The 26287-nt window shown below is 61.4% G+C and carries 24 protein-coding genes; 15 read left to right on the forward strand and 9 right to left on the reverse strand.

The features are described 5' to 3' along the window. Nucleotides 1-122 precede the first annotated feature (122 nt). From AC1DXO_RS07505 to AC1DXO_RS07515, 3 genes are all read left to right on the forward strand, one after another. The gene (locus AC1DXO_RS07505) at nt 123-1769 is read left to right on the forward strand and encodes a sodium:solute symporter family transporter (RefSeq protein ID WP_476977497.1); all 1647 of its coding nucleotides are present in this window, start codon (nt 123-125) and stop codon (nt 1767-1769) included. 226 nt (nt 1770-1995) lie between these two features. Next, nucleotides 1996-3255 carry an MFS transporter gene (locus tag AC1DXO_RS07510; protein ID WP_476977632.1) on the forward strand — a complete coding sequence of 420 codons (1260 nt, stop codon included), beginning with the start codon at nt 1996-1998 and terminating at the stop codon, nt 3253-3255. A 278-nt stretch (nt 3256-3533) separates the two neighbouring features. After that, on the forward strand, nt 3534-5375 hold the full coding sequence (locus AC1DXO_RS07515) for a glycoside hydrolase family 35 protein (RefSeq protein ID WP_476977498.1): 1842 nt from the start codon (nt 3534-3536) through the stop codon (nt 5373-5375). 45 nt (nt 5376-5420) lie between these two features. Here AC1DXO_RS07515 and AC1DXO_RS07520 read toward each other — a convergent pair whose 3' ends face one another. Genes AC1DXO_RS07520 through nadA form a run of 4 tightly spaced genes read right to left on the reverse strand, consistent with a single transcriptional unit; the run spans nt 5421 to nt 9515 of the window. Then, complete coding sequence (locus AC1DXO_RS07520; RefSeq protein ID WP_476977499.1) at nt 5421-6023, reverse strand: hypothetical protein; 603 nt, start codon at nt 6021-6023, stop codon at nt 5421-5423. Next, nucleotides 6023-6871 (reverse strand): carboxylating nicotinate-nucleotide diphosphorylase, encoded by an 849-nt coding sequence (gene nadC, locus AC1DXO_RS07525; RefSeq protein WP_476977500.1) that lies wholly within the window; start codon nt 6869-6871, stop codon nt 6023-6025. Before nadC ends, AC1DXO_RS07520 begins: the two co-directional genes overlap by 1 nt. Then, nucleotides 6871-8412: an L-aspartate oxidase gene (locus AC1DXO_RS07530; RefSeq protein ID WP_476977501.1), complete on the reverse strand. Its 1542-nt coding sequence runs from the start codon at nt 8410-8412 to the stop codon at nt 6871-6873. The genes nadC and AC1DXO_RS07530 overlap by 1 nt, the downstream gene beginning before the upstream one ends. 14 nt (nt 8413-8426) lie before the next feature. Then, complete coding sequence (nadA, locus tag AC1DXO_RS07535) at nt 8427-9515, reverse strand: quinolinate synthase NadA (protein WP_476977502.1); 1089 nt, start codon at nt 9513-9515, stop codon at nt 8427-8429. A gap of 195 nt (nt 9516-9710) precedes the next feature. On the opposite strand from nadA, the gene AC1DXO_RS07540 reads away from it, so the two are divergent. The 5 genes from AC1DXO_RS07540 (at nt 9711) to AC1DXO_RS07560 (ending at nt 12509) form a co-directional block, all read left to right on the forward strand. Next, the gene (locus AC1DXO_RS07540; protein ID WP_476977503.1) at nt 9711-10178 is read left to right on the forward strand and encodes a Dps family protein; all 468 of its coding nucleotides are present in this window, start codon (nt 9711-9713) and stop codon (nt 10176-10178) included. Between the two features lie 87 nt (nt 10179-10265). Beyond that, nucleotides 10266-10937, forward strand: coding sequence for a DUF2459 domain-containing protein (locus AC1DXO_RS07545; RefSeq protein ID WP_476977504.1), 672 nt, complete (start codon nt 10266-10268; stop codon nt 10935-10937). Between the two features lie 72 nt (nt 10938-11009). Beyond that, nucleotides 11010-11519, forward strand: a complete 510-nt coding sequence (locus AC1DXO_RS07550) for a hypothetical protein (RefSeq protein ID WP_476977505.1) — start codon at nt 11010-11012, stop codon at nt 11517-11519. A gap of 29 nt (nt 11520-11548) precedes the next feature. Next, nucleotides 11549-12016: an alternative ribosome rescue aminoacyl-tRNA hydrolase ArfB gene (arfB, locus tag AC1DXO_RS07555; RefSeq protein WP_476977506.1), complete on the forward strand. Its 468-nt coding sequence runs from the start codon at nt 11549-11551 to the stop codon at nt 12014-12016. Further along, a complete protein-coding gene (locus AC1DXO_RS07560; protein WP_476977507.1) occupies nt 12006-12509 on the forward strand; it encodes an N-acetyltransferase family protein in 504 nt (167 codons plus the stop codon). The genes arfB and AC1DXO_RS07560 overlap by 11 nt, the downstream gene beginning before the upstream one ends. Nucleotides 12510-12524: 15 nt before the next feature. Here the strand turns inward: AC1DXO_RS07560 and AC1DXO_RS07565 are convergent, their stop codons facing one another. Beyond that, the gene (locus tag AC1DXO_RS07565) at nt 12525-13706 is read right to left on the reverse strand and encodes a glycosyltransferase family 4 protein (protein ID WP_476977508.1); all 1182 of its coding nucleotides are present in this window, start codon (nt 13704-13706) and stop codon (nt 12525-12527) included. 101 nt (nt 13707-13807) lie between these two features. After that, nucleotides 13808-15016 carry a pyridoxal phosphate-dependent aminotransferase gene (locus AC1DXO_RS07570; RefSeq protein ID WP_476977509.1) on the reverse strand — a complete coding sequence of 403 codons (1209 nt, stop codon included), beginning with the start codon at nt 15014-15016 and terminating at the stop codon, nt 13808-13810. A gap of 190 nt (nt 15017-15206) precedes the next feature. Here AC1DXO_RS07570 and AC1DXO_RS07575 point away from each other — a divergent pair, with 190 nt between their 5' ends. From AC1DXO_RS07575 to rodA, 6 genes are all read left to right on the forward strand, one after another. Further along, a complete protein-coding gene (locus AC1DXO_RS07575; protein ID WP_476977510.1) occupies nt 15207-15905 on the forward strand; it encodes a TVP38/TMEM64 family protein in 699 nt (232 codons plus the stop codon). Between the two features lie 370 nt (nt 15906-16275). Further along, nucleotides 16276-17319, forward strand: a complete 1044-nt coding sequence (locus AC1DXO_RS07580; RefSeq protein WP_476977511.1) for a rod shape-determining protein — start codon at nt 16276-16278, stop codon at nt 17317-17319. 98 nt (nt 17320-17417) lie between these two features. Beyond that, nucleotides 17418-18608, forward strand: a complete 1191-nt coding sequence (mreC, locus tag AC1DXO_RS07585; protein WP_476977512.1) for a rod shape-determining protein MreC — start codon at nt 17418-17420, stop codon at nt 18606-18608. Beyond that, nucleotides 18605-19177, forward strand: coding sequence for a hypothetical protein (locus AC1DXO_RS07590; protein ID WP_476977513.1), 573 nt, complete (start codon nt 18605-18607; stop codon nt 19175-19177). The genes mreC and AC1DXO_RS07590 overlap by 4 nt, the downstream gene beginning before the upstream one ends. Before the next feature lie 127 nt (nt 19178-19304). After that, the gene (mrdA, locus tag AC1DXO_RS07595) at nt 19305-21308 is read left to right on the forward strand and encodes a penicillin-binding protein 2 (protein WP_476977514.1); all 2004 of its coding nucleotides are present in this window, start codon (nt 19305-19307) and stop codon (nt 21306-21308) included. A 4-nt stretch (nt 21309-21312) separates the two neighbouring features. Further along, entirely contained in the window at nt 21313-22479 is a 1167-nt protein-coding gene (rodA, locus tag AC1DXO_RS07600) for a rod shape-determining protein RodA (RefSeq protein WP_476977515.1), read from the forward strand. Nucleotides 22480-22741: 262 nt separating this feature from the next. Here the strand turns inward: rodA and AC1DXO_RS07605 are convergent, their stop codons facing one another. The 3 genes from AC1DXO_RS07605 to pip form a co-directional block, all read right to left on the reverse strand. Continuing rightward, nucleotides 22742-23413, reverse strand: a complete 672-nt coding sequence (locus AC1DXO_RS07605) for a protein phosphatase CheZ (protein WP_476977516.1) — start codon at nt 23411-23413, stop codon at nt 22742-22744. A gap of 35 nt (nt 23414-23448) precedes the next feature. Next, a complete protein-coding gene (locus tag AC1DXO_RS07610) occupies nt 23449-23868 on the reverse strand; it encodes a response regulator (protein WP_476977517.1) in 420 nt (139 codons plus the stop codon). A 90-nt stretch (nt 23869-23958) separates the two neighbouring features. Then, nucleotides 23959-24963, reverse strand: a complete 1005-nt coding sequence (gene pip, locus AC1DXO_RS07615; RefSeq protein ID WP_476977518.1) for a prolyl aminopeptidase — start codon at nt 24961-24963, stop codon at nt 23959-23961. Between the two features lie 51 nt (nt 24964-25014). On the opposite strand from pip, the gene AC1DXO_RS07620 reads away from it, so the two are divergent. Further along, nucleotides 25015-26232 carry an MFS transporter gene (locus tag AC1DXO_RS07620; RefSeq protein WP_476977519.1) on the forward strand — a complete coding sequence of 406 codons (1218 nt, stop codon included), beginning with the start codon at nt 25015-25017 and terminating at the stop codon, nt 26230-26232. Nucleotides 26233-26287: the final 55 nt, after the last annotated feature.

Genomic DNA, 26287 nt, shown 5'->3' on the forward strand with positions numbered 1-26287 from the left:
ACGGCGCACGAAACTCGAACCAAATCTGCCGTTACCCTATTCGCAGCGATAGCCGGGGCAAGATTCTTAATGACAGCGTGAGGCACCTTCATTTACGAAGCTTGATCGGTTAGGAAGCTCGCGTGCCAGCAAGCGGTAATCATCTGTCCATTTTGGATATTTCGGTCACGGTGACATATACCGTCGTCATTTTTGCGCTCGCCCAGTTCGTCTCCAGACGGAGAGGGGGCCACGCACAGAGTACCGATGAGTATTTCTTCGCCGGCCATCAGCTTCCCTGGTGGGCGATTGGCACGTCGTTAATTGCAGCCAATATCTCGGCCGAGCAGATTATCGGTATGTCCGGCTCGGGTTTTCGCATCGGGCTCGCCGTGGCCTCGTATGAATGGATGGCGGCTGCGACGCTCATCCTGGTCGGAAAGTTCGTCCTGCCGATCTTTTTCCGTAACGGCGTCCTGACCATGCCCGGCTTCCTGGCCAACCGCTACGGTCCGAGCGTCAGATACATCATGGCGGCCTTCTGGCTGGCGCAATATGTCCTGATCAACCTGACCGCCATTCTGTGGCTGGGTGGCACCGCGATTACGACCGTTACCGGACTTGACCCCGTCATCGCCCTCGTCCTGCTGGCCGGATTCGCTCTTGCCTATCAGATTTCAGGCGGACTCAAGGCCGTCGCTCTGACCGATGCCGTTCAGGTGTCACTGCTGACGGTGGGGGGCTTGGTCATCGCCGCCCTGACTCTGGCCAAAATCGGCGGCCAGGCCTCGCTCGGCGGTATTTTCGGCGGGATACATATCCTGATGACGCGTTTCCCGGACCATTTTCACATGATCCTGCCGAAATCGAGCCCCTACTATAAGGACCTTCCCGGTTTGGCCGTGCTGATCGGCGGTATGTGGATCATGAATGCCTCTTACTGGGGCTTCAACCAGTACATTATTCAGCGCGCCCTGGCTGCCAAATCGCTGAGCGAAGCCCAAACCGGCGTAGCCTTTGCCGCCTATCTCAAACTGCTGGTCCCCGTCATCGTCGTGCTGCCTGGCATGGCGGCCCTGGTGCTGGCTCCGGACATAGCCAGCTCGGATCGGGCCTACCCGACGATGATGACGCTCCTGCCGCATGGCTTCCTGGGCCTTGTCTTCGCCGCGCTGGTGGCGGCGATCGTTGCGTCGTCGGCATCGAAGATTAACTCCGTAGCCACCATCTTCACGATGGATGTGGTGAAGCCTGTGTGGCCGTCGATTCCAGATCGCATCCTGGTGCGGATCGGACGAATCGCCGCCGCCGCCGCCGTGCTCATTGCCGCCGTCGTGGCCAAGCCCCTGCTGGGCGATTTCGACCAGGTCTTCCAGTTCGGACAAAATCTTACCGGCTTTTTTGCACCCGGCATCGTCGTCATATTCGTCCTTGGCATGGTTTGGAAAGGGTGCACCACACAAGGTGCCTTTGCCGCCGTTACGGTGGGATTCGGGGCTTCCTGCTTCTTCTACCTTGCCTCCTATCTGCATACACATCCTGATTTTCTTGGTCTGCGATCGCTATGGCCTGTCGCCTATCTTCCCGATCTGCCATTTCTCAATCGGGTCGGCTGGGTGTTCTGGATATCTCTGGCCGCCTGCGTCGCCGTTTCACGGCTGACCAAAGAAGCCGAGCCGGCAAATATGATTGATCTGAGCACAATCGACTTCCGAACAACACGTTCATTCAACGTCTTGGCCGTCGGCGTGGTCACCATCCTCGTCGCCCTTTATCTGGTCCTTTGGTGAGTGCCTTGTTACCGCGATCGGTCCTCACAATAATTCACACTAATTTTGCGGCTTATGGGGCGCGTTTCCCATAAGTATTTGGTTTTTAGGACGTCGATCGCATTGACATCGAACATATAATGCGATTTTTTAAATTTGTTTATCCATTTGATATCCGGCGCCTTCATGGCTGGGTTTTTCGCAGAACATAAGGACGGCCGGGTTGCCGGAGCATGGGTTGAACCGGATGCAACGTTTTGCGCACGCTCATTCGGGTGCGACGCCGCTTCCTCCGAAGACGCCTCTGCGCCAGGCGCTGTTTTACGCGCTGCTCTGCGCGGGCACCGGAGCGACTCTCCCATTCATGCCCCTTTGGCTGAAAGAGCATGGCATGACGGGTAACCAGATTGCCTGGATACTGGCCGTACCCCTTTTGGGGCGCGCCATCACCGGTCCGATCAGCGGCATCTGGGCCGACGGATTCCGCAAATATCGCACGCCCATTGCGCTGCTGGCCTTGATTTCCACCCTGTCTTACGCCGCGATGACTTTCGCGGGACTATGGCCTGATTTTCGCTTCACGACCTTCATGCTGCTCTACGGCATCGGCTATACCGGGATTACAAACATCACCCCATTGCTGGATGCCATGACGCTGCAATTGTCCCGCATTGAGGGGTTCGCCTTTGGCGTGGCGCGCGCCGCCGGCTCCGCATCCTTTGTTTTCGCCAATATCTGCCTGGGCTATCTGATGCAGAGCACCGGCAGTGGTTCCGCCCTGGTGTGGATTATTCTTACCAGTTTCCTGGTTTTCGCCTGTGCCCGCTTCCTGCTGCCCGCGCACATCAGGCTCGATCTGAAACTTAGTCCGGCGCCCCAGACGCTCCCCGGCCTGCAAAGGCTGGGTACGCTTTTCTCCGGCAAGGGCTATGTCGTGCTGTTGATCGCGGTAGGATGCCTTCAGGCCGCGCACAGCTATTACTACGCCTTTTCGACGATTATTTGGGAAAGACGGGGATTTTCGTCGAGCGTTTGCGGGCTACTGTGGGCAACCGGCGTTGCCGCGGAATTTGCCTTTCTATGTCTTCGCTCACGCTTCCAACGCCAACTGGGGTCCTGGACTCTTCTCGTCCTCGGAGCCATTGCCGGCATCGTTCGCTGGGCAATAATGATGACCTCTCCCCCGTTGGAAATGCTTTGGCCCCTGCAGCTGCTTCACGCCTTCAGTTTTGGCGCAGTCTATGTCGCCGGCCTCGAACTCGTGCATCTCCTGACACCTCCCGGATTTGAAGGCCTGGGGCAGACGATTAATTCCGCCTACGCCGGCGGCGCGCTTATTGGCGTGGGAACGCTGGCGTCTGGAATGATCTTCGACGCCTTCGGTGAACAAGGCTATGCCCTGATGGCGTCCCTTTCCCTGGCCGGCACGGCGTGCGCGGTGTGGCTGTGGATCACAAGACGCCGGCTTCTGGCCGCATCTCCGGAAAAAGTCGTCGCCGACCATTAGGGGAAGGGCCGATTTTTTGGTTCAATTGACCCATATTAAATCACATTTAATCTTGCGGGCCGCTCCCGAAAATGTCATATAAATAATGCCCCAAAAGGGTGTTTAATTGGTATTATCCAAAATATGGGCTTCCATCGCTGCAAACATGCATCCGGCGCGTGATATATAATCACACTATAGTGAGTATGTCGGCGATCAAGAGACAGTAGCCTATGTCTGTTGGAAGGCCAGGCCGCTAAGGCTCGCAATAAAATTTTCCACCCAGGGGACGAAATAAAATGACCACTCGGCGAATGATGTTGATGCAGGCTGCCGGCCTTGCCACGGTGGCCGGCGTTTTCGGGCATGTCATGCCCGCGCTGGCGGCCGTCCCTCGCTTCGGCGTCACGGGCGATCAATTTATGCTCGACGGTCAGCCGTTTCAGATTCTGGCTGGCGAAATGCATTATCCGCGCATTCCGCGCGCCGCGTGGCGGGACCGCATGCGCAAACTGAAGGCGCTGGGGCTGAACACCCTGACGACCTATACCTTCTGGAACGCCCACGAACCGAGCCCGGGCAAGTACGATTTCTCCGGCAATCTCGATGTGGCGGCCTATATTCGTTTGGCGCAGGAAGAGGGGCTGTGGGTCAATCTGCGCCCAGGGCCCTATGTTTGCGCCGAATGGGACGGTGGTGGCCTGCCGGCCTGGCTGTTCCCGACACCCGACATCACGGCCCGATCGACCGATCCGCGCTATATGGAGCCGGTCAAGGGCTGGCTGAAGCGGCTCGGCCAGGAACTGACGCCGCTGCTGATCGATAACGGCGGGCCGATTATCCTGACGCAGATCGAGAATGAATACGGCGCTTTCGGCAGCGACCAGGCCTACCTGGCCGCCCAGCAGGCCGGCCTGCGCGATGCTGGGTTTTCTGGAATGCTTTACACCGCTGATCCGGCTGAATTCTTCGCCAACGGCTCGGTGCCCGGGGTCGTGGGTGGTATCAATTTCGGCACCAAGTACGTTGCGGAAAAGGAGTTTGCCAATCGCGCCAAGGTTCGCCCGGAAGGTCCCTTCTTCTGCTCGGAATTGTGGGGCGGGTGGTTCGATTCCTACGGCAAACTGCACGAGACCATGCCGGCCGAACCCTTGCTGGCCAGCCTGAAATGGATGCTGGAACACAAATATTCGATCAGTTTCTATATGCTGCACGGCGGCACATCCTGGGGCTTTACGCCCGGCGCCAACTGGAACAAGGATGGCTATCAACCCGATATTGCCAGCTATGACTACGATGCCCTCCTCGATGAGGCCGGCAGGCCGACGCCGAAGTATCAGGCTGTCCTTGAGCTGTTCCGCAACTATCTGCCAGCGCAGACCTTCGCACCCATGCCGGAGCCAGAGCCGTCGATCACCGTCCCGCGCTTCCGGCTGACCGAATCTGCCGCGCTCGACCAGCTGCTTGGCAAGCCGGTCGCGGCAAAGGCACCCGAAAGTCTGGAGGCCCTGGGCCAGATGCATGGCCTGATGCTTTACCGGCACAAGGCCGCAACAGCCCTCAAGGGCAGCCTCGCCTTCGGTGACGTCCGCGACTACGCGCTGGTTCGCAGCGGCGGGGAGGTCCAGGCTGTGCTCGACCGCCGTTTCGCCGAGAAGACCGCGATGGTCGACCTGCCAACTGGCGCGACACTCGACGTCCTTGTCGATACGATGGGGCACTGCAACTACGGCGCCAATACGGGCAAGGATCAAAAGGGGCTGATCGGCGAGGTGAGCCTGAACGGCAAGCCGCTGACAGGCTGGAGCCATTACGGCCTGCCGCTCGACGATATCTCCGCCTTACGCTTCGGCAACAAGCCGGTGAACGGTCCCGCCTTCTATCGCGGTCATTTCGACGTCAAGACACCGGGCTATACCTTCCTCGACATGCGCGGCTGGGGCAAGGGCTATGTCTGGGTGAACGGCCACAATATCGGCCGTCACTGGTCGGTGGGCCCGCAACAGGCGATGTTCGTACCTGGCGACTGGCTGAAGGCCGGGAGCAATGAGGTCATCGTCCTGGACCTGCACGAAGGTGGCGAACGTAGCTTGGCTGGCAGCCCACGCCAGATCTGGGACTTGCCAGGCTCTGTAACCTGAGACTGCGCCAGGCTCGAGCGGGACATCAGACTTGACCCAGTCGTCTCACCCGGTTGAGTCATCCCGTCCAACCCAGCGAGGCCCGTCGCAACCTGCCGTTAGTCCATCAGATAGCCGCCAATTAATCTCCCGGTCGTTGTCCTTCAAGAACAGGACGTCTTCTACGACAGGGCGCCCGTTTTCGCGCACCACGACCGCCGCAACATGCCAGGACCAGGCCTCCGGTGTATCCGGTGTCGCGTGCCGGGTCAGTTTTACATGCACGCGATACGAGCCGTCTTCCTGCAATTCGGTTTTCCCGACGTGAAAACCATGCGGATTCCCTTCCTCGCTGCTGCCCGAGAAAATCCCATCCTCGAACAGGCCCGGTGGCTTTAAATTAGGGTCGGGATTCTGCCTGTACCAGTCACCGATGCAGGCGATGTGCACGTCGAACCCGTGCAGCAAGGTTGTGCTGAGATAGGGCGCGAAAACGTCTTTGTCCGCGCCGTAAGGAATGCCGAGCGGATGACGTGCCACGACCTGCGTGTACAGGCTGCGCACCAACGCGTCAGGCTCCTTTGGTGGCGCGGCCGGCTTGCCCTGTGCAACACCCCAAGCCAGGGCCGTCAGCACCGGAAGAAGACAGGCACAACGAAAACCCTTCATTACACGGCGTCCAGGCCGATATCGAAATTGGGCGCCGAATGTGTCAGGGCGCCGACTGAGATAACATCGACCCCGGCCTCGGCGATGGCGCGCACGGTCTCGAGATTGACCCCGCCTGAGGCCTCCAGGATGGTCTTGCCGACGGCCAGCTTGACGGCTTCGGCGTACATGTCGAGCGAGAAGTTATCGAGCAGAACCACGTCCGGCGCATAGGGCAGGGCCTGTTTCAGCTGGGCGATCGAGTCGACCTCGATTTCGATCTTCATGGTATGGCCGACGCCGGCCTTGGCGCGCTTCATGGCTTCATCGACACCGCCGCAGATGGCGATGTGGTTGTCCTTGATCAGGATCGCGTCGTCGAGGCCGTAACGGTGATTGTGACCGCCGCCGCACTTGACGGCGTGCTTCTGCAGGGCGCGCAACAAGGGCAGGGTTTTGCGCGTACAGGCGATCTTGGTCTTCAGTCCCTCGACGGTCGCGACATATTTCGACGTCAGGGTGGCGACGCCCGACAGGTGGCACAGCAGGTTCAATGCGACTCGTTCGGCCGCCAGTATGGCGCGGGCATTGCCTTCGACGCGGGCCAGCACGGCACCGGCGGCGACACGGCTGCCATCCGCCAGCACGGTCTCGAAGCGGACATGCGGGTCCATGAAGCTGATGGCCAGGCGCGCGCAGTCGATCCCGGCGCTGACGCCTTCGCCGCGCGCCCGGAACTCGGCCTTGACCCGCGCCTTGGGGGCGATGACCGCCTGGGCCGTCACATCGCCCGCGAGGCCGAGATCCTCCCGCAATGCGTCCTTGATAACGGGTTCGATCAGCAGGTCAGGCAGGCCGGGCAAATACATCAGGCGGGTTCCTTGAGCGTTTTTCGGGCTTCCGCCCAGCTTGTAAAGGTGCGGTGCCCCGTCTTGTCGCTGAGGGGGTAGTCGCTACGGTAATGAGAACCGCGACTCTCCTTCCGTTGCAAGGCGGAAACGGCGATCAGGCGCGCATTTATCAGGGCCAGGGCGCCGGGATACGCCGCATCGAGCTCATCGATCAGGGCGATCAGCGCCGTCAGACCCTTGCCGTCGCGCACCACGCCGGCATGCAGGCTCATGGCGTCGCGCAGGCGCTGAATATCGGCGGGCATCATGATAGGGGGCGTCGCAGGGACAATGGCGCCCGCGGGGTCGGGCCCAGAATCGAATTTTGGCAGGTCGCCTAGGGCCGCCTTACCTACGCGTTCACCAAAAGCGGCGGCTTCCAGCAGGCTGTTCGACGCCAGGCGGTTGGCGCCGTGAACCCCGGTCGAGGCACATTCGCCGGCAGCGAACAGGCCTTTCAGCGATGTCCGGCCGAAGACGTCGGTGGCGATACCACCCATATGATAGTGGGCGGCAGGCGCCACCGGCATTGGGGTGATGCGTGGATCCAGGCCCTGTGCCATGCACGACGCGAAGACAGTCGGGAACTCTTCGGCAAAATGGGCGCCTATGGCTTCGCGGGCATCGAGAAAAGCGCCGCGGCCGGAGACATTGGCCTTGTGCACGGCGCGGGCGACAATGTCGCGCGGCGCCAGTTCGCCGTCGGGGTGGTCTTCGAAGACGAAGCGGATGTCGTCCTTGTCGATCAGGGTAGCGCCTTCGCCGCGCAGGGCTTCGGTCGCCAGCGGGGCGGGATCGAGGCCGAATTTCAGCGCCGTCGGATGGAACTGGACGAACTCCGGATCAGCGATAACCGCGCCGGCCAAAGCCGCCATGGCCATGCCTTCGCCGCGCAGATTGGCGGGGTTGGTGGTGACAGCGAACAGGCCGCCCGAACCGCCGCTGGCCATGATGACGACAGGCGCGAAGACATGGACGCGGCGTTCGCCGTGCTGGACCACCGCACCGATGACGCGATTGCCGGGCGACTTGATCAGGCCCAGTGCAAAAGCCGGTTCCCAGATTTCGATATGTTTGGCGGCCAGGGCGGTGTGGACCACGGCCTCCAGTATGGCCTTGCCAGCGAGGTCGCCACCGACCCGGGCGACGCGCGCCATGCCGTGGGCGGCTTCGCGGTTGAGGACGAAGTCGCCATTGTCCTTGTGGTCGAAAGGCGCGCCCATGGCATTGAGCTTGTGCACGGTTTCCGGCCCCATGTCGGTCAGGGTCTTGGCCGCCAGTTCGTCGACAATGCCGGCGCCGGCCGCGATCGTGTCCTTGGCGTGGGCTTCGGGCGAGTCGGCGTCGGACAGGGCGGCGGCGATCCCGCCCTGGGCCCAGGCCGAGGAGCAGGCAACACCCAGGGCCACCGGCGCCAGGACCAGGGTCGGGTAGGGGGCGGTGTTGAGCGCGACACTAAGGCCGGCGAGACCGGCGCCGATGACGAGGGGGCCATTATGGATGTAGGTTTCAGCCGGCATTGTCTGCCTCCTGTTTACGAAATCATTTCAACGTCGACATGGTGGCGCGCCTTGACCATGTCGTAGCGGGCCGGGGTCTTGAGCGGTGGCATGTCGATCATGCGCTGGACCGCCTGCGCGGCGCGCGGGATCAGCTCAGGCGCGACCGTCACTTCGTATTGGTGCTTCAGCAGCGAGTCGTAGATGCCCTGAAGCGTTATGCGCTTCATGTGCGGACACAGGTTGCACGGCCGCAGGAACTCGACACCCGGCGCATCAGCGGTGACATTGTCGGCCATCGAGCATTCGGTGATCAGCACGACCTGTTTCGGCCGGTTCTTCGTCACATAATCGCTCATCGCCGTGGTCGAGCCGGTAAAGTCCGAGGCCGCGATGACGTCGGGCGGGCATTCCGGGTGGGCCAGGACCACAGCGCCGGGGTGGGCGGCGCGGACCTGGGCGATGTCTTCGGCGTCGAAACGCTCATGGACCTCGCAGGCCCCGGCCCAGGCGATGATCTTGATATCGGTCTGGCGGGCGACGTTCTTAGCCAGGAACTGGTCGGGGATCAGGATAACGCGGTCGGTGCCCCATTGTTGGGCCGCCCATTCGACGACCTGGACGGCATTGGCCGAGGTGCAGCAGATGTCGGTTTCGGCCTTCACGTCCGCCGTGGTGTTGACATAGGTGACGACGGGAATGCCGGGATAGCGCTGCTTGATCAGGCGGACATCGGCGCCCGTGATCGACGAAGCCAGCGAACAGCCGGCGCGCAGGTCGGGGATCAGCACGGTTTTCTCGGGCGCCAGGATCTTGGACGTCTCGGCCATGAAGTGGACACCGCCCTGGATGATGACGGCAGCATCGCAACGGGCGGCTTCGCGTGCCAGGCCCAGGCTGTCGCCGACATAGTCGCCGACGCCGTGGAAGATTTCCGGCGTCATGTAGTTGTGCGCCAGGATGACGGCGTTCTTTTCCTTTTTCAGGCGGTTGATCGCAGCAATCAACGGCGCCTGAAGCTGCCACTCGATGTCCGACACCTTGCCCTTGAGGCGCGCATGAATCGCGGCGGTTTCGGCTTCGACCTGCGGGGTAAAGTCCAATAAACCAGCGGTATCGGCCATGTCGGCTCTCCTTCAGATACTTATGCTCATTTTTAGCATAAGGTGGTCATAACATAGCCCCGTACCGGCAGGATGCAATATGGATTGTGCAAAAAGCGCGATCACGAATTATAACAATCCGCTCACAGACCTATCCCACTTGAATCCTTATGTGCGGTCCCATATCTGCGGAACATCCATCTGAGGAGATTTCCCATGTCCGCCGATTCCCAAAAAGCGCTCGATCAATCCGTTGCGGTCGCCCATGAACTGTCCAAGGTCCTGGCCGACAGCTTCACCATCTACCAGAAGACCCACGGCTATCACTGGAACGTCAAGGGGCCGACCTTCCGCGGCCTGCACCTGCTGTTCGAAGAGCAATATAACGAGATCTGGACGTCGATCGACGAGATCGCAGAACGCATCCGCGCCCTGGGTCAGCCCGCACCGATGGGCGTATCCGCGCTCGGTAACCTGACCTCGATCAAGGACGGCGATCCGTCCCTGTCTGCCGAAGACATGTTGAAGGACCTGGCCGACGATCACATTACGGTCGTCGCCACCCTGAAAGGCGCCGTGAAGGCCGCCGAAGACGCCGGCGATGTCTCGACGGCCGATCTGTGCACGACGCGCCTGACCGCCCACGAGAAGCACCTGTGGATGATCAAGGCGACGTTGGCCTGATTTCCACCTGATCACGGGTTCGTGATAATTAATTGGACGGTCCCTCTTGAACATGGTTCATTGCGCCATGTTCGGGAGGGATTTTTCATGACGGTCTGGCGCAAAGGCCTGGTTTGGAAGACGCTGTTAGGCTTTGTCGCCGTTTGGTGCCTGGCGGTCTTGCTGACAGCACGTCACGGTGAGCGCAGCCTGTATCCGGCCTCGGGCGATACGGTGACGGTCTACGTCCTGGATAACGGGTTTCATACCGATATCGTCGTCCCGGCGGCTGAAGTCGCAGCCCGCGGCGGCGTATTGGACAAGGCCGCGGCAGAGGCCGGCGGCGGAGACTGGCTGGCCTTTGGCTGGGGAGATGCCGGATTTTTCACCGGCAAAGGTGCGTCGTTCGGCCGGGCGCTTGATGGCCTGCGCGCCCTGTTCCATCCGGGCAATCCTTCGGTCATTCGCGTCTTTGCCGTCTATCGGGCGCCGGACGCTAAAAAACTGGTCCTGTCGCGCGCCGGATTCGAAGCCATGGCGGCGCATATGGAGGCTTCGTTCGTGACCGCTGATGGCGCCCCGGTGCTCGATCCCGTCGCCAGGCCGGGCAATCCCTTCTTCACCAGTCGTGAGCATTTCTCGGTCGTCCGCCTGTGCAACAACTGGACGGCTGACCAGTTGTCAGCCGCGGGATTGCCGACCGCGCCGATGATCGATGGCCTTGCGCCGTTGCTGGCGCTGGATCTGAAACTGCGCAGCGGAATTGAAGACGGCGCTTAGCAGGTTTTGGCTGGATGTTGACTTTAAGGCTACCCCTGATGTTAGACTGCCCGGAGCGTAAGGGGGCCACACATGAAAATTTTTCCATACGACAGGTTTGAAGCTGAAATTCCGCGGCCGCCGGAGGATGTTGCGCGCGCTTTAAAAATGTTTGCAATGAGCGGAGGCGGTGGCGAGGCTTTGCGCTATAAGCCAATGACTGGAACCGTAAAGGGCAATAGTTTCAAGATATTGTCGAAAGCTCAGCGTAGCCGGCGGCTGCCCAACTTCTATTTCTGCGGCACGATTGAGGCACATGGCGACGGCAGTCGTGTGACTGTACGCCTGAAAATGGATCCGATTGCGGTTTGGGTATACGCAGGACTGGGCGTGATGGCGGTTGCCATGTTCTCGTATTTCAGCATTCGCGATCCGTTGCCTCCAGGCGACGCAAAGGAAGTCGCGGTGATTGCGTTAGTGGGTCTCCTTGTGTTTTATATGATCCATATGCTCGAATTCTGGCGTGCTCAGACACGTAAAGAAGACCTTATCAAGGTCATGTCCCTATATGGTATTCGTGCGCAACTCGACTCAATCGACTAGAAAAGTTCAAGCCTGCCGCCGCGGCGGTTATGGACTCAAGCGTAGATTTCCCGCAAAAGCCGGCCATGGTTTTCATCACGCCCAAGATCAGTGTTCCAGACGAAGAACTGCACGAAACCTTCGTGCGGTCCTCGGGGGCGGGCGGGCAAAACGTCAACAAGGTATCGACGGCGGTCGAACTGCGTTTCTCGATCGTCAGCAACTGGACCCTGCCATACGACGTCAAGCAGCGCCTGACCAAGCTGGGCGGACGGCGTGTGACGGGCGAGGGCGAACTGGTCCTGTTCGTTCAGACCCACCGCACCCAGGATATGAACCGCAAGGCAGCGGTGCAGCGGTTTGTCGAACTTGTCCAGAAGGCCGCCGAACCACCGCCGCCACCGCGCATTAAGACAAAGCCGACCAGGGGCGCCGTTCGCCGCCGCCTGGAAGGCAAGGCGATTCGCGCCACCGTGAAATCCAACCGCCAAAAAATCGGGGACGATGATGACGCTTGAGATTCGCCGCGCGACGCGTGACGATGCCGACGGCATGCTGGAACTCTATCGTGCTGCTGGCGAAAGCGGCGGGCTGGCGCGCCGTCGTCATGAGATAGAGCCGCGCCATATTGCCTGCTATCTCGACAATAGCCTGGCGGCGGGGCTTAGCCTGGTCGCTGTCGTGGACGGACGCATCGTCGGTGAACTGCACGGCTGGGCCATGGAGCCCGAACAGTTCGCTCATGTCCTGAGCGACGTGACCATTGCTGTCCATCCCGACGCCCAGGGGCAGGGCGTCGGGCGGCGCCTGTTCGAGGCGTTCATCGCGCACGTTCGCGTTGATATGCCGCGCATTCGCCGCATTGAACTGGCTTGCCGGGAAACCAATGCCCGGGCGATCGCGCTCTACGAATCCCTGGGCTTCAGGATTGAAGGCCGCCTGACCGGGCGGGTTTATGACCCGGCGGGGTTTTACGAAGACGACCTGATGATGGGCCTGTTGCTAAGCTGAGCTTCTAACTTGAATTCAGCCGCTTTGGGCTTCCTCAGCGATATCGCTGGCGGGCAGGGTGGTCGTGTCCGTGCGGCAGGCGATGGGTTCGCGCCGCAGCAGTCCGCGGCGGATCTGCACCCACAACAGGCTGTAGGTAACAATCACCATGACCAGGCAGAAAAAGCGGATGTCGCTGTGATAGAACTGGTCGACGACACGGGCGCCCAGGCCGACAGCGCTCGACAGCGCGCACAACAGCCATACGCGGACGGCCAGGCGGGCGTGGCTGGGGTCGCGACGTTGCAACCAGAGCTGATACAGGTGATCCTTATGCGGCCGCATAAGGTCCTTGCGCTGAATTGTCCGCACCACCAGGGTCAGGACAACATCGACCAGTAATGGCGCCAGGAGAAAGCCGCCGAACCATACCGAGCCGACGCCATAGGCCTTGATGACCAGGGTCGCGCCGGTGATCAGGGCGCCACCGAACAATGAGCCGGCATCGCCCTGGAAAGCCAGGCTGCGCGCTGTGCGCGTCGGCGGCATGTTGAACGGCAGGAAACCGAGATGAGCGCCGGCGGCGCAGACACAGACCAGCAGGACAATCGACAGGTGAACACCCGTTGGCGCAAACGGCGCCAGCAACAGGATCAGGGCGGCGAAGACGAGCAGTGCAATGCTCTGGGTGCCGAGGGCCAGGCCGTTGGCGCCGTCCATGAAATTGATCGTATTGATGCCCAGCACCAGCCAGGCGGCGCTGCCGATCAATCCGATTGGCGGCCACAGTTCGACGATCATGCCCGGGCCGAAGTCGAGCTTGGTAACGCGATAGAAAAAGGCGAAGACCAGGCACAGCCCGACCTGGAAACCCAGCCGCCAGCGCGCCGGAAGGTCGACAAGATCATCCAGGGCGCCGGACAGTCCCATCAGGCCGGCAAAGCCCAAGAGCAGGGCGCCGTCCCGGCGACTGCCTGGGATCTGCTCACCGAAAAACCACAGCAGGACGGCGATGACCACGGCGGTCGCCGCCATGATGGCCATGCCGCCACTGGTCGGTGTCGGGGTTTCATGGGCGCCGCGTTCGCGCGGAATATCGATGGGCCCGCCCTTGAGCACCAGCAGCGCGAACAGCGCCGCGGTCACGGCGGATGCACCAAGCGCCAGCAACAGCAGGACAGGCGAAATCAGCCATGCGGAATGAAAAAATGCGCTCATATACGCGAAGTCTAGCCCTCTTTTATCAGCAAGGGCAAGGCCCCGGCTGTACCCCCTCGCCGAAACGAAACCGTCTATGTTTTTCGTCGCGTCACAGCTGATTATTTCAGGCTGGCGCAGAAACGCTGGATGCGCGAACACGCCTCGGTCAGCACGATTTCCGACGTCGCGTAGGAGATGCGGAAGAAGGGCGACAGACCGAACGCCGCACCGTGCACCACCGCGACCTCTTCCTGCGCCAGCAGTTCACCGGCGAAATCTTCGTCCGACGTGATGATCTTGCCGGACGGGGCCTGTTTGCCGATGCAGCCGGCGACCGACGGATAGACGTAGAAGGCGCCTTCCGGGGTCGGGCAATGGATGCCCTTGGCGCCGTTCAGCATGGCAACGACCAGGTCGCGACGCTTTTGGAAGACGGCCGAGCGCTGCGGGATGAAGTCCTGGGGCCCATTCAGCGCTTCGACGGCAGCCCACTGGGCGATCGAGCACGGGTTCGACGTCGACTGCGAGATGATCTTCGACATCGACTTGATCAGCGGTTCGGGACCGGCGCAGTAGCCGATACGCCAGCCGGTCATCGAATAGGCCTTCGAGACCCCGTTCATGGTCAGGGTGCGGTCGTACAGTTCCGGCACGACCTGCGCGATCGTGGCATATTCGAAGCCGTCGAACAGGATGTGCTCGTACATGTCGTCGGTCAGGATCCACACCTGAGGATGACGCTTCAGCACCTCGCCCAGCGCCTTCAGTTCGGCGGCGGTATAGACGGCGCCCGACGGGTTGGACGGCGAGTTGAGGATCAGCCACTTCGTCTTAGGCGTGATGGCGGCTTCCAGCGTCTCGGCCTTCAGCTTGAAGCCGGTCGACATCTCGCCGACCGCGAAGACGGGCGTGCCGCCGGCAAGCAGCACCATGTCGGGATACGAAACCCAGTACGGCGCCGGCACGATGACTTCGTCGCCAGGGTTCAGCGACGCCATCATGGCATTATAGATGACCGGCTTGCCGCCGGGTGAAACCGAGATCTGGCTCGTCTTGTAGTCCAGGCCGTTTTCGCGCTTGAACTTCTCGACGATGGCGGCTTTCAACTCGGGGATGCCGTCGACGTCGGTATAGCGCGTTTCGCCGCGCTTGATCGCCTTGATGGCGGCGTCGCAGATATTTTCCGGCGTGTCGAAGTCCGGTTCGCCGGCCGACAGGCTGATAACCTTCTTGCCCTGACGGGCCAGTTCGCGCGCCTTGGCCGAGATGGCCAGGGTCGGTGACGGCTTGACGCGCTTCAAGGTATCGGATTCGGAAAAGGCGGCCATGACGGATCCTCTGGGGTCTTCATATACGGAAAAATGCAGGCCTCTCTTTACCCGCTCACGTTCGTTTGTCCATGGTTCATCGCGCATATGCGTCAATTTCTCTTGCCTGAAATAGGAACTTGTCCGAAGTGTAGCTTTCAGGCCATAGCGGTGTGCAATGCACAATAAACTACAACAAATCTGGGAAAAAGTGACAAACTTTTTCCTCAATCTCGACGCCAAGGCGGTGCGCGCCCTGTGGATCAGCCTGCTGCTGCTGGCCCTGGTCGTGGGCGTTCTGCTGATCGGCCGGTCGCCGTGGGGCCAAGCGGCGATCGCCGCCCTGGAAGCCTGGATGGCGCAATATGCCCATTCGCCGATGGCCATCGTTATCGTGACCGTGGTCTTCTGCGCCTCGTCGCTGATCGGGGCGCCGCAGTTCGTCCTGGTGGCGGCCTGTGTGGTCGCCTTCGGGCCGCTGTGGGGCGCCTTCTATAGCTGGTTCGCCACCCAGGCGGCGGCAGCGATGAACTTCTACATCGGACGGTATGCCGGCGGGAAGCTGTTGCGGCGCTTTGGCGGCAAGGGTGTCGACAAGCTGTCGGCCTATATCGGCAAGAACGCCTTTTCCGCCTCGTTTATCGTGCGCAACATCCCGACAGCGCCGCCCATCGTCGTCAATATGGCATTCGGCGCCGCGCGCTCGCCCTTCCTGCCGTTTCTCGCCGGCTGCGCCCTGGGGTCGATTCCCAAGATCGGGCTGGTGGCCCTGCTGGGCGGCTCGATGGCGGCCTTTCGCGGCCCCGGCCAGTGGAAACTGGCGCTCAGCATGGCGGCGCTGGCCCTGATCTGGCTGGCCCTGATGCTGTTGGCCCGGACCCTGTACGAACGCGCCAAGAACAAGGGGTAGGCGGCGACATATTTATGACGCTCCAGGAGGCTGGGCGCCCCGATTCCAGGTCCGGCTTCCGACCTGGCAGGCGCGACCACGCGTCCCGAAAAATCCCATGACATTTTACGTGATCGATTGTTATCTGACCGCGTATTTTTCAATCAAAACAGTCTGTTAACCATTTCCCCTGTGGGTTGAAAGCAACTTTTTTTTTGCAAGCCTCGCAAGGCCCTTGAAATTGGTTTGCAATAAGGGCAAGTGAGGGCTTTCCGGTAGGTCTGGCCTGTTGATTCAATGCGTGAGCCTTGATGAGGGGGACACCTACGCGGATACTTTCCAGGCTTTTGATAAAGAGCGCGATACAAGCGTCCCAAGGTAGTTACCCTCCATGTTCAAATCCTTCTTCGGCGGATTTTCCAATGACATCGCCATCGATCTTGGTACCGCAAATACCCTGATCTATATGAAGGGCCGGGGGATCGTGCTGAACGAGCCGTCGGTGGTCGCGCTGCGCAATGTCGGCGGCCGCAAGCTGGTCCATGCCGTCGGCATCGAGGCCAAGCAGATGCTGGGCCGCACGCCCGGTCACATGGAAGCCATCCGCCCGATGCGCGACGGGGTCATCGCCGACTTCGAAGTCGCCGAGGAAATGATCAAGTATTTCATCCGCAAGGTCCACAACCGCAAGGGTTTCGTGAACCCCAAGGTCATTGTCTGCGTGCCTTCCGGCGCCACGGCCGTCGAACGCCGGGCCATCAATGACAGCTGTCTCAACGCTTCGGCGCGCCGCGTCGGCCTGCTGGACGAGCCCATGGCCGCGGCCATCGGCGCCGGCTTGCCGATCCACGAGCCGACCGGTTCCATGGTCGTCGATATCGGCGGCGGCACCACCGAAGTCGCCGTCCTGTCCCTGTCGGGTATCGTCTATTCCAAGTCGGTCCGGGTCGGCGGCGACAAGATGGACGAAGCCATCACCAACTTCATGCGCCGCAACCACAACCTGCTGATCGGCGAAACCACCGCCGAACGCATCAAGAAGGACATCGGCACCGCCCGTGTCCCGCACGACGGCGAAGGCATGGCAATCGACGTCAAGGGACGCGACCTGATGCAGGGCGTGCCGCGCGAAGTCCGCATGTCGGAACGCCAGGCGGCAGAAGCCCTGGCCGAGCCGGTGGCCCAGATCATCGACGCCGTCAAGGTGGCCCTGGAAGCGACGCCGCCGGAGCTGGCCGCCGATATCGCCGACAAGGGCATTATGCTGACGGGCGGCGGGGCACTTCTGCGCGGCCTCGATGTTGAAATTCGCGATCAGACCGGCCTGCCGGTCTCGGTTGCCGAAGACCCGCTGTCGTGCGTCGCCATCGGCTGCGGTCGCGTGCTGGAGCATCCGCGTTGGATGAAGGGCATTCTTGACGCCACAATGTCGTAACCTTGTGACGTAAGACCAATCTTATTACGCTAGAATCGTATATAAGCCATATTACAACAATATAAGCTGAGCTCTCCGGCCTTAGGGAAAATAGTAGCGTGTCGTACGGGGACAACAAGCATTTCGAGCATCTGAAGCTGCCCATGACCTGGGCTGTGATGGGCATTGTCGGTCTGGTCTGCGTTGTCGCGGCCCTGCTGCTGCTTGGCGACCGGCGTGAGCAGGTCGATGCCGACGCCTATGCCAACCGCGCCAACTTCGACAGTGTCGCCGGCCCGGGCAACAATATCCTGTCCTGGCCGGTCCATAAGGTCGGCGATGGCACCAACTGGCTCGATGACTATCTCTTTGCCGTGCGCGAAAACCGCATCCTGCGCAAGAAGGTGGCCGAGCTGTCCCAGTACCGCGACATGTATGTCGAGGAAAAGGACATCAATTCACGCTATGAAAAGCTGCTGAACCTGCGCACCGAACCGGCAATGGTCATGGTGACGGCACGTTCCGTGTCCGTGTCGCGCGGTCCCTTCGCCAATAACCGTCTGATCGACGCCGGCGCGCGCAAGAAGATTTCATTCGGCAACCCGGTTATCACGGACCAGGGCCTGGTTGGCCGCATCGTCGGTGTTTCGCCCGATGTCAGCCGCGTCCTGATGGTCACCGACGTCACCAGCCATGTGCCGGTGATGGTCATGCGTTCCGACGCCCGAGCCATGATGAACGGCGACGGCAATACCGGCTTCGCCAAGATGGATTTTGTGCGCGGCAAGGACAGTATCCGCGTCGGCGACCAAATACTGACCTCGGGCGACGGTGGTATCTTCCCGCGCGGTCTGCCGGTCGGTGAGGCGGTAAAGGGTGTCGATGGTGTCTGGCGCGTTCGTCTCTACGCTAACCGCGCGCCGATCGATTTCGTCAAGGTCGTGTTGTTCAACGACTTCTCGCAACTGCCCGACGCCTCGACCCTGCTGCGTGCGCCGGCTGTCAGCGATGTCCTGCCGCCACCGGCCATGCCCAAGGTCGACCCGCAATCGAAGACCGTTACGCCGGCCGTCACCAGCGCTTCGGCCTCCGCGGGTCCTGTGTCCGGCACAGCGCCGTCCGCGGCGGCTGCGTCGAGCGCTGTCCCGGTCAAGCCGAAACCCAAGCCCAAGCCCAAGGCTGCTGCGACCTCGACCTCGAGTTCGGCGTCATCCGCCGCCAGCTCAGCGGCGCCGGTCCTGAAACCTTTCGTGCCTGAGGCTACGCCGTCGACTGCCCCCGCCGCCTCACCGTCAGGAAACAACCGATGAAACCCCTGATGAAGCGTGGCCTGTTCGAACGCAGCCCGCTTAACCGGGGCATGCGCGGCGGCATGGCATCCCGGATCATCACGCCCTGGGACTGGATCCTGTTTCCGGCCCTGGTCAGCCTGGGCCTGACCATCGTTCTGGCCACGGCGTTCCAGCCCTTCGGCCTGTACCTGCCTGAGCCGGTGACACCGCTATTGCTGGCCTTTGCCTGGCCGCTGATCCGGCCGTCCTATTTCGCGCCCTTCGTCCTCGGTGCCCTTGGCCTGTTTCTCGACTTCTTCTGGGGGGCGCCCCTGGGTTTCTGGACGCTCGGCCTGATGCTCGTCTACGGCGTCCTGGTCGGCGTGCGGACCTATGTCATCGGCCAGGAATGGATTGTTGTCCTGGGCGCGTTTATCCTGACCGAACTTGTCTTTTTCGGTCTCGGCACCATCGTCATCACTATCGATTCGGGCAGCGTGCCGCGCCTGTGGGGTGTGTTCGAACAGGCCTTCGCGACCGGCCTCGGCTTCCCGGCCGTCCTGTATCTCATGGAGAAATACCTCCATGCCGATGTCCGTTTTCAGTAAGGAGGGAGTAGCATGATATCGCTCGCGGCTACTTCGCTTCGCTCAGGCCTCCGCGGGGGCGCGCAAACGTGCGCGGCGTCCGGTCGGACGCTGTGTTCATGTATTCGCGTACTCTCTGGAGGTGCCAATGGCTGAACCTTCACTCGTCTTCACCGATGTCAACGAACGCCAGGGCATGTTCACCCGGCGCGCCTTCCTGATGGGGGGCGTGGTGGCATTCGGCCTGTTCGCCCTGACCGGCCGGCTAGCCCACCTGCAACTGGTGCAGGGCGGCAAGTACCGAAAGATGTCGATCAGCAACCAGTTCAATTTCCGCGTTGTCCCGCCACCACGCGGCGATATCCTGGATCGCAACGGCAAGCTGATCGCCGGAAACCGCCCGTCCTTCCGCGTCATGATCGAGACCAACGAAGTCAAGGACATCGACGCCACACTGGACCAGGTATCCTATATCCTGCCCAAGACCGTCTCCAGCCGTCGCCGCATCCTGCGCGACATCAACCAGAATCTGCGTTCCGTGCCGACCCTGATCGCCGGCGACCTGAGCTGGGACGATTTCTCGCGCGTCAGCCTGTATGCCAATGACATTCCGGGTGTCGTCGCCGACATGGACCAACTGCGTGCCTATTATTACGGCGGCGCCTTCAGCCACGTCGTAGGTTACGTCTCCAAGATCAACGCCAAGGATATGGCGGCCGAGGAGACGGATCCCAACGCCGACCTGGATCTTCTGCATCACCCCAGCTTCCGTATCGGCAAAGCGGGGATTGAAAAGGCCTATGACAAGATCCTGCGTGGTACCAAGGGTGGCAAGAAGGTCGAGGTCGACGCGCAGGGGCGCGTGGTCGGCGAGGACGGCGAGGGCTCCCTGGCGCCTGTTCCGGGTAAGGACATCACCCTGACACTGGATGCCGATATCCAGGCGCGCGCCGTCGAAGTCTTCGGTGAGGATTCCGGCGCCGCGGTGATGATGAACATCCACACCGGCGAAGTCCTGTGCATGACCTCGACTCCGGGTTTCGATCCCAACCTGTTTGTCTCCGGCATTCCGTCGAAGGTCTATCGCCTGCTGGCCGATTACGACCACATCCCGCTGCTCGACAAGGCCTTGTCGGGCACCTATCCGCCGGGCTCGACCTTCAAATGCGTGGTCTCGATGGCGGCCCTGGAGCACGGCTATGACCCGGCCACCACGCATACCTGCAACGGCTCATTTCCGTTCGGTGGTCACGTCTTCCATTGCGACAATCGCCACGGCACGCTGGACCTGCACCGCGCTATTGTTACGTCGTGCGACGTTTATTTCTACCAATGCGCCCTTGCCGTTGGTCCGACAAAGATCGCCGAAACAGCCCGCAAGCTGGGTCTGGGCGATATATTCGATATAGGCATCAAGGGCCAGATGCCGGGGGTCGTTCCGGACGAAGCCTGGAAAGCGAAATACTTCGCCAAGAAGGGCCCGGACTACACGCGTTGGTGGCCCGGCGACACGCCGTCGATCGGTATTGGCCAGGGTTTCGTCAGCGTCAATCCTTTGCAAAACTGTGTGGCCGTGGCGCGTATCGCCAACGGGCAGAAAAAGGTCCTGCCGCGCCTGCTTAAGGCGATCGGTGGTGAAGACATCAAATATCCTGAATTCGAAAGTCTGGGCGTCGACCCAAACCATGCCGCCTTTGTCCGGGCTGCCATGGGTGACGTGGTGACCAGCGGAACGGCGGCCCGCTCGGGTCAGCTCGATCTCGGCCCGATCGTCATGGCCGGCAAGACCGGTACGGCCCAATCGCACACGATTGTTGGCGGGTCGCGAGCGACTCTGCACATGGAATGGGAAAAGCGTGACCATGCCTGGTTCGTCGCCTTTGCCCCGGCCGACAAACCGAAATATGCCCTGTCCGTTCTCGTTCAGCACGGCGGCTGGGGCGCGTCCTCGGCCGTGCCCAAGGCACGTGAAATCATGCGCACCGCCCTGCTCAAGGACCCGGAGATCCAGAAGCGCATCGTCGGTATCCCGGCAGATCAGCTCAAGGATACACCGGAAGACGATATTGCACCCGACACCGGCCTAAGGCCACCCGACCCCGATCCGATTCCTGCGGCCGTACCCGCCGCGGCTGCCCAGAAAAGCGTGTAGTACCATGGTTGACAGCGCCCTTTCCCGCCCGGGACAACGCGACCGTTACGACAGCAAGATCGGTCAGATCGACTGGATTTTCGTCGTGCTGCTGGGCATGCTGGCCTCGATCAGCGTGCTCATTCTGTACAGTGTCGGCGGCATGAAATGGGAGCCGTGGGCCTACCAGCAATTGCTGGTCTTTGCCTGCTGCACCGTGCTGATGCTGGGCCTGGCCCTGCTGGATCTGCGCATTTGGCTGGAGCTGGCCTATCCGGCCTATGGCGTGGCGCTGATCCTGCTGATCCTGGTCGAACTGATCGGCGAAACCCGCATGGGCGCCACGCGCTGGCTCGATCTCGGGCCGCTGCCGGCCTTCCAGCCTTCGGAATTCATGAAACTGGCCATCGTCCTGGCCCTGGCCCGCTTTTATCACGAACGCAAGGCCGAGGATGCCAGCTTCTCGGTCTGGCTGCTGGTGCCCATGGCCATGATCGGCCTGCCGGTCCTCCTGGTTATGAAACAGCCCGACCTGGGCACAGCCGTTCTGATCGCCCTGACCGGCCTGACCGTCATGATCCTGGCCGGGCTGAACTGGAAAGTCATCGCCGCCGGCGCCGCGGCCATGGTGCCGCTGGTCGTCGTCGCCTTCAACTACGTCCTGCACGACTACCAGAAAAAGCGCATCCTGACCTTCCTCAATCCGGAAGGCGACCCGTCCGGCGACGGCTACCATATCCTGCAGTCCAAGATCGCCATGGGCTCGGGTGGCCTGCTGGGCAAAGGGCTGGGCCTGGGCTCACAGTCCCAGCTCAACTTCCTGCCGGAAAAACACACCGACTTCATCATGGCGGCGGTCTGTGAAGAGCTGGGCTTTGCCGGCGGCTTCATGATCTTCCTGCTGTACGCCCTGATCATCACCATGGCCCTGCGCATGGCGGCCCTGTCGCACTCGCACTTCGGCAGGCTGGCTGCCGCCGGCGCGACCGCGACTTTCGGCCTCTACGTCCTAATCAACGGCGCTATGGTGATGGGCCTGTTCCCCGTCGTCGGCGTGCCCATGCCGCTCGTTTCCTACGGCGGTTCGGCCATGCTGATGGTCATGACCGGCTTCGGCCTGGTGCTGGGTGTCAAGGTTCACCGCTATCAGGAGCTTCCCCGACAGGCCTCTATCTTCTCCCGCTTCGAGTAAGGAAAATTCGCATCCTTGGCCGATTAGGGCGTCGGCTGCGCTGGCAGGTACTAAGTGTACCTGCGGCGCTTGCCTCCTGCTACTCGACTCAAGGCTCCGAATTTTCCCGCCGGCGCTGAAGAAAAGAAGTGAGCTCTCTCTTGTTCAGTCCTCCCCTGTAGCCCGAAGGGCGTTACGGGGGAGGTGGCAGCGCAAGCCCCGCCGATGACCGTAGGTCGAGGCAAGTAGGGGCGCGTCGCTGACGGAGGGGGACTCTGTGGGCCTAATCAAACAGCATGGCGTCGATCGAGTCCTCGGTGTTGTCGGCAGAGAACATCGAATCGATATCGGCCTGGGCCGTTTCGGGGCCGCCGATCGCCGGGCCGTTCAGGATCAGGTCGCGACGCCGCTGTTCTTCGGCGGAGATGGGCTCGAACTCCTGGTCCCCGCCCAGGGATGTCGCCAGGCGGCCCATGCGATGCTCGATCTGGCCGATCAGGCGGAGGATCTTCGAAATGCGCTGGCCCGTAATATCCTGAAACGAGCAGGCCTCGAAAATACGCATGACCGCGTCGTCTATGGCATCCTTGGCAGCCTTATCGTCGGTTTCCAGCTCCAGTATGCGTTCGGCTGCGCTCATAATGACGTTGGTCGCGGACTCGGTATCGAGCATGATGGCGTCCATCTCGGCACCGGCCGACGGCAGCTGCGATTGCGAAACGTTCATCGGCCGCAATTCGCGGATTTCACCACGTGCGTGCAGGATCGATTCAGCGATGGCGCTGAAGTCGGTCGCCCGGCCGGTTTCAATATGGTCGAAATAGTGCGCCATCAGGTCGACTAGAGCCTCGGACTGCTGGGCCAGATGGTAGAGGTCGGGCGACAGGCCGACATTACGCAGAAACGCGTCATCCGGATCGGCGGAGTCCGGCTGTATACGCGCTGCATAGGCCATATTACTCCCCTCGGTTGTTTGAATAGGTGCGCAGCTCAGGAGGCCATAGCTTCCCGGGAACCTTCGGTACGCTTCCAGAAGGCCTCGACGTCCTCGCAGATCTGCTTCACGTCGTCGAAATAGAAGGGCTTGGGCAACAGGAAGTTCACGCGGGCGCGGCGAGCCTTGTTCAGGGCCTCGGCGCCGGCGTCCGGATTGTTCAACTGGCCCGCCGTCATGATGGCGATGGGGGCGTCGGGCGCCAGTTCGCGGTACATGGCCAGGTCATCGAGGGTATTGCGGCTTTCGATAAAGACGTCGAAAACCAGCAGGCGGAAAGGCTGGGTGCGAAGTTGCTCCAAGGCCTCATCGGCCGTTGTGACGCATACGGTCGGATAGCCGGCACGCTGAAACATCTTGCTGATAATGATCGCCTGGGTCTTGCTGTCTTCCAGGATGAGTACGTGTGCAGGCATGCAGATCGGCCTTCAGATCAAGAAAACTGTCGGAAGACTGAACCTAATATGTTTAAATCCGGTTAGTGACGCTGCGAGGGCACTAAGCCCCTACCGTGCGACGGTCGCCAGGGCTTCGTCGGCGGCAGCAACCAGGCCTTCCAGTATGCCGGGATCGCTTGAGGAATGCCCTGCTTTCTTGACCAGATTGAAGCGCGCCTCGGGCCATGCCCGGTGCAATTGCCACGCCGTGGTCATCGGTGTCACCACGTCAAACCGGCCCTGAACGATCCATGCCGGTATGTCCTTCAGCCGGCGGATATTGTCGAGCACCCAGGATTCGCTTTCGAAGAAGCCGGCATTCTTGAAGTACCAGCTTTCGATGCGCGCAAAGGCCAGGGCGAATTCCGGATCGGAAAACTTCGATGCTGATTCCGCCGGCCCCTCGATCGACAGGGTATCGCCCTCCCAGCCACTCCAGGCCAGGGCGCAGCGTGTTTGCACCGCGCGGTCGGGGCCGTTCAGGCGCTTTACATAGGCATTCAGCATGTCGCCGCGTTCCGCTTCGGGAATGGGGGCAATGAATTTCTGCCAGATATCGGGATACAGGAAGCTGGCGCCCTGCTGGTAGAACCAGTCCAGTTCCAGCTTGCGGACCAGGAATATGCCGCGCAGAATCAGTCCGGCGACGCGGTCGGGGTGGGTCAGCGCATAGGCCAGCGACAGGGTCGAACCCCAGGAACCGCCGAACACAACCCACTTTTCGATGCCGAGCTTCTCGCGCAGGCGCTCGATATCGGCCACCAGGTGCCAGGTGGTATTGTCTTCCAGCGAGATGTCCTGCGACGCGTGCGGTGTCGACTTGCCGCAACCGCGCTGGTCGAACAGGACGATGCGGTAGCCCTCCGGATTAAAGTAACAACGCAGATTGGGCGACACGCCGCCGCCCGGCCCGCCGTGCAGCACCACAATCGGCAAACCCGCCGGATTGCCGCACTGCTCGTAATAGATCCGGTGCTTGCCTTCCGTCGCCATATGGCCGCTGTCATAGGGCTCGATATCGGGATAGAGGCCACGCGGCGCGGATTTGGGCTTGGAATTGGCAGAATCGGTCATGGTCTCTAAGACAAGGTGGACTTTTGTGTATCGCTGTACTCTAAAGCCCAAATGCCCCAGGCCACAACTCTTTTCGCGCTGACAACGCCGTGGCGTCAGGCTCTGTTCTATATCCTGCTCTACGCCATGACCGGGGCGAACCTGCCGTTCATCCCGGTATGGTTGAAAGCCCAGGGCCTGACCGGCGGACAGATAGGCACCATCCTGGCGCTGCCGTTGCTGTTGCGTGCCGTGACCGGCCCCTTAAGCGGCGTCTGGTCCGATCGCTTTACGCTTTATCGTACGCCGCTGCTTTGGCTCGCCATCCTGGCGGCCGTCTTCTATGCCCTGATGGCGCTGGGCAATCTCTACGGCCCCTGGCGCTTCATAGCCTATCTGGTCCTGTTCACGTGTGGCTACACCTGTTCGACGGGCATTAGCCCCTTGCTCGATTCGATGACCCTGCAGCTGTCGCGCAGTCACAACTACCTCTACGCTTTGCCGCGTTCCGTTGGTTCCGCCGCCTTCGTGGTGGCAAGCGTCGCCATGGGCTATGTCCTGCTGGTGGCGCCCGACGACGTCATCCTGGCCTGGGTGGTCCTGGCCTGCGCTGTCATGGCGGCGGCCGGTCGCTTCATCCTGCCGGCCGAGCCGCGTCAGGACGTCCGGCATCTGAGCCGCGAGGAAAATGCCTCGGGCTGGTTGCGGCTGCGCCAGATGATGAAGGCGCCGGGGCTCATGTGGCTGATCCTGGCTGTGGCCTTTCTGCAGGCCTCGCACAGCTTCTATTACGCGTTTTCCAACATCCTGTGGAAGGCGCAGGGACTCTCGACCTCGACCTGCGCCTGGCTGTGGGGCCTGGGCGTGGCGGCCGAGATCGTTTTCCTGATGTGGGGCGAACGCCTGCGCCGCCGCGTCGGTCCGTGGCGGATGCTGTTGCTGGCCGGCGTCCTGGCAGCCGTGCGTTGGGGGATCATGATCATGGCCCCGCCGTTGTGGGCCCTGATTCTGCTGCAGTTGCTGCACATCTTCAGCTTTGCGGCGGTCTATATGGCCGGTTTGGATCTCGTCTTCCGCCTGGCGCCGAAGGGCTATGAGGGCCTGGCCCAGACGACCAACGCCGCCTACAGCAATGGGGTGATGATGGGGCTGGGGACGCTGGCCTCGGGCGCAGCATACCAGGCGTGGGGGGCTGGTGGCTACGCCCTGATGGCCGGTCTGGCGGTTGCCGGACTGCTGTGCGCCGGCTGGCTGTATATCCAGCGCGAGCGCTTCGCGGCGGCGGCTTAAAGATTTTTGCCGCGAAACACGCGAAAAGCGCGAAATGTGCTGTTAAACACTTCGC

The sequence above is a fragment of the Asticcacaulis sp. P2_C5 genome (assembly GCF_056404555.1).

Bases quoted from the DNA above. Each gene is read 5' to 3' on its own strand.
- AC1DXO_RS07510 (WP_476977632.1), top strand. From the start codon at position 1,996: ATGCAACGTTTTGCGCACGCTCATTCGGGTGCGACGCCGCTTCCTCCG.
- AC1DXO_RS07515 (WP_476977498.1), top strand. From the start codon at position 3,534: ATGACCACTCGGCGAATGATGTTGATGCAGGCTGCCGGCCTTGCCACG.
- AC1DXO_RS07520 (WP_476977499.1), bottom strand. From the start codon at position 6,023: ATGAAGGGTTTTCGTTGTGCCTGTCTTCTTCCGGTGCTGACGGCCCTG.
- nadC (WP_476977500.1), bottom strand. From the start codon at position 6,871: ATGTATTTGCCCGGCCTGCCTGACCTGCTGATCGAACCCGTTATCAAG.
- AC1DXO_RS07530 (WP_476977501.1), bottom strand. From the start codon at position 8,412: ATGCCGGCTGAAACCTACATCCATAATGGCCCCCTCGTCATCGGCGCC.
- nadA (WP_476977502.1), bottom strand. From the start codon at position 9,515: ATGGCCGATACCGCTGGTTTATTGGACTTTACCCCGCAGGTCGAAGCC.
- AC1DXO_RS07540 (WP_476977503.1), top strand. From the start codon at position 9,711: ATGTCCGCCGATTCCCAAAAAGCGCTCGATCAATCCGTTGCGGTCGCC.
- AC1DXO_RS07545 (WP_476977504.1), top strand. From the start codon at position 10,266: ATGACGGTCTGGCGCAAAGGCCTGGTTTGGAAGACGCTGTTAGGCTTT.
- AC1DXO_RS07550 (WP_476977505.1), top strand. From the start codon at position 11,010: ATGAAAATTTTTCCATACGACAGGTTTGAAGCTGAAATTCCGCGGCCG.
- arfB (WP_476977506.1), top strand. From the start codon at position 11,549: ATGGACTCAAGCGTAGATTTCCCGCAAAAGCCGGCCATGGTTTTCATC.
- AC1DXO_RS07560 (WP_476977507.1), top strand. From the start codon at position 12,006: ATGACGCTTGAGATTCGCCGCGCGACGCGTGACGATGCCGACGGCATG.
- AC1DXO_RS07565 (WP_476977508.1), bottom strand. From the start codon at position 13,706: ATGAGCGCATTTTTTCATTCCGCATGGCTGATTTCGCCTGTCCTGCTG.
- AC1DXO_RS07570 (WP_476977509.1), bottom strand. From the start codon at position 15,016: ATGGCCGCCTTTTCCGAATCCGATACCTTGAAGCGCGTCAAGCCGTCA.
- AC1DXO_RS07580 (WP_476977511.1), top strand. From the start codon at position 16,276: ATGTTCAAATCCTTCTTCGGCGGATTTTCCAATGACATCGCCATCGAT.
- AC1DXO_RS07590 (WP_476977513.1), top strand. From the start codon at position 18,605: ATGAAACCCCTGATGAAGCGTGGCCTGTTCGAACGCAGCCCGCTTAAC.
- mrdA (WP_476977514.1), top strand. From the start codon at position 19,305: ATGGCTGAACCTTCACTCGTCTTCACCGATGTCAACGAACGCCAGGGC.
- rodA (WP_476977515.1), top strand. From the start codon at position 21,313: ATGGTTGACAGCGCCCTTTCCCGCCCGGGACAACGCGACCGTTACGAC.
- AC1DXO_RS07605 (WP_476977516.1), bottom strand. From the start codon at position 23,413: ATGGCCTATGCAGCGCGTATACAGCCGGACTCCGCCGATCCGGATGAC.
- AC1DXO_RS07610 (WP_476977517.1), bottom strand. From the start codon at position 23,868: ATGCCTGCACACGTACTCATCCTGGAAGACAGCAAGACCCAGGCGATC.
- pip (WP_476977518.1), bottom strand. From the start codon at position 24,963: ATGACCGATTCTGCCAATTCCAAGCCCAAATCCGCGCCGCGTGGCCTC.
- AC1DXO_RS07620 (WP_476977519.1), top strand. From the start codon at position 25,015: ATGCCCCAGGCCACAACTCTTTTCGCGCTGACAACGCCGTGGCGTCAG.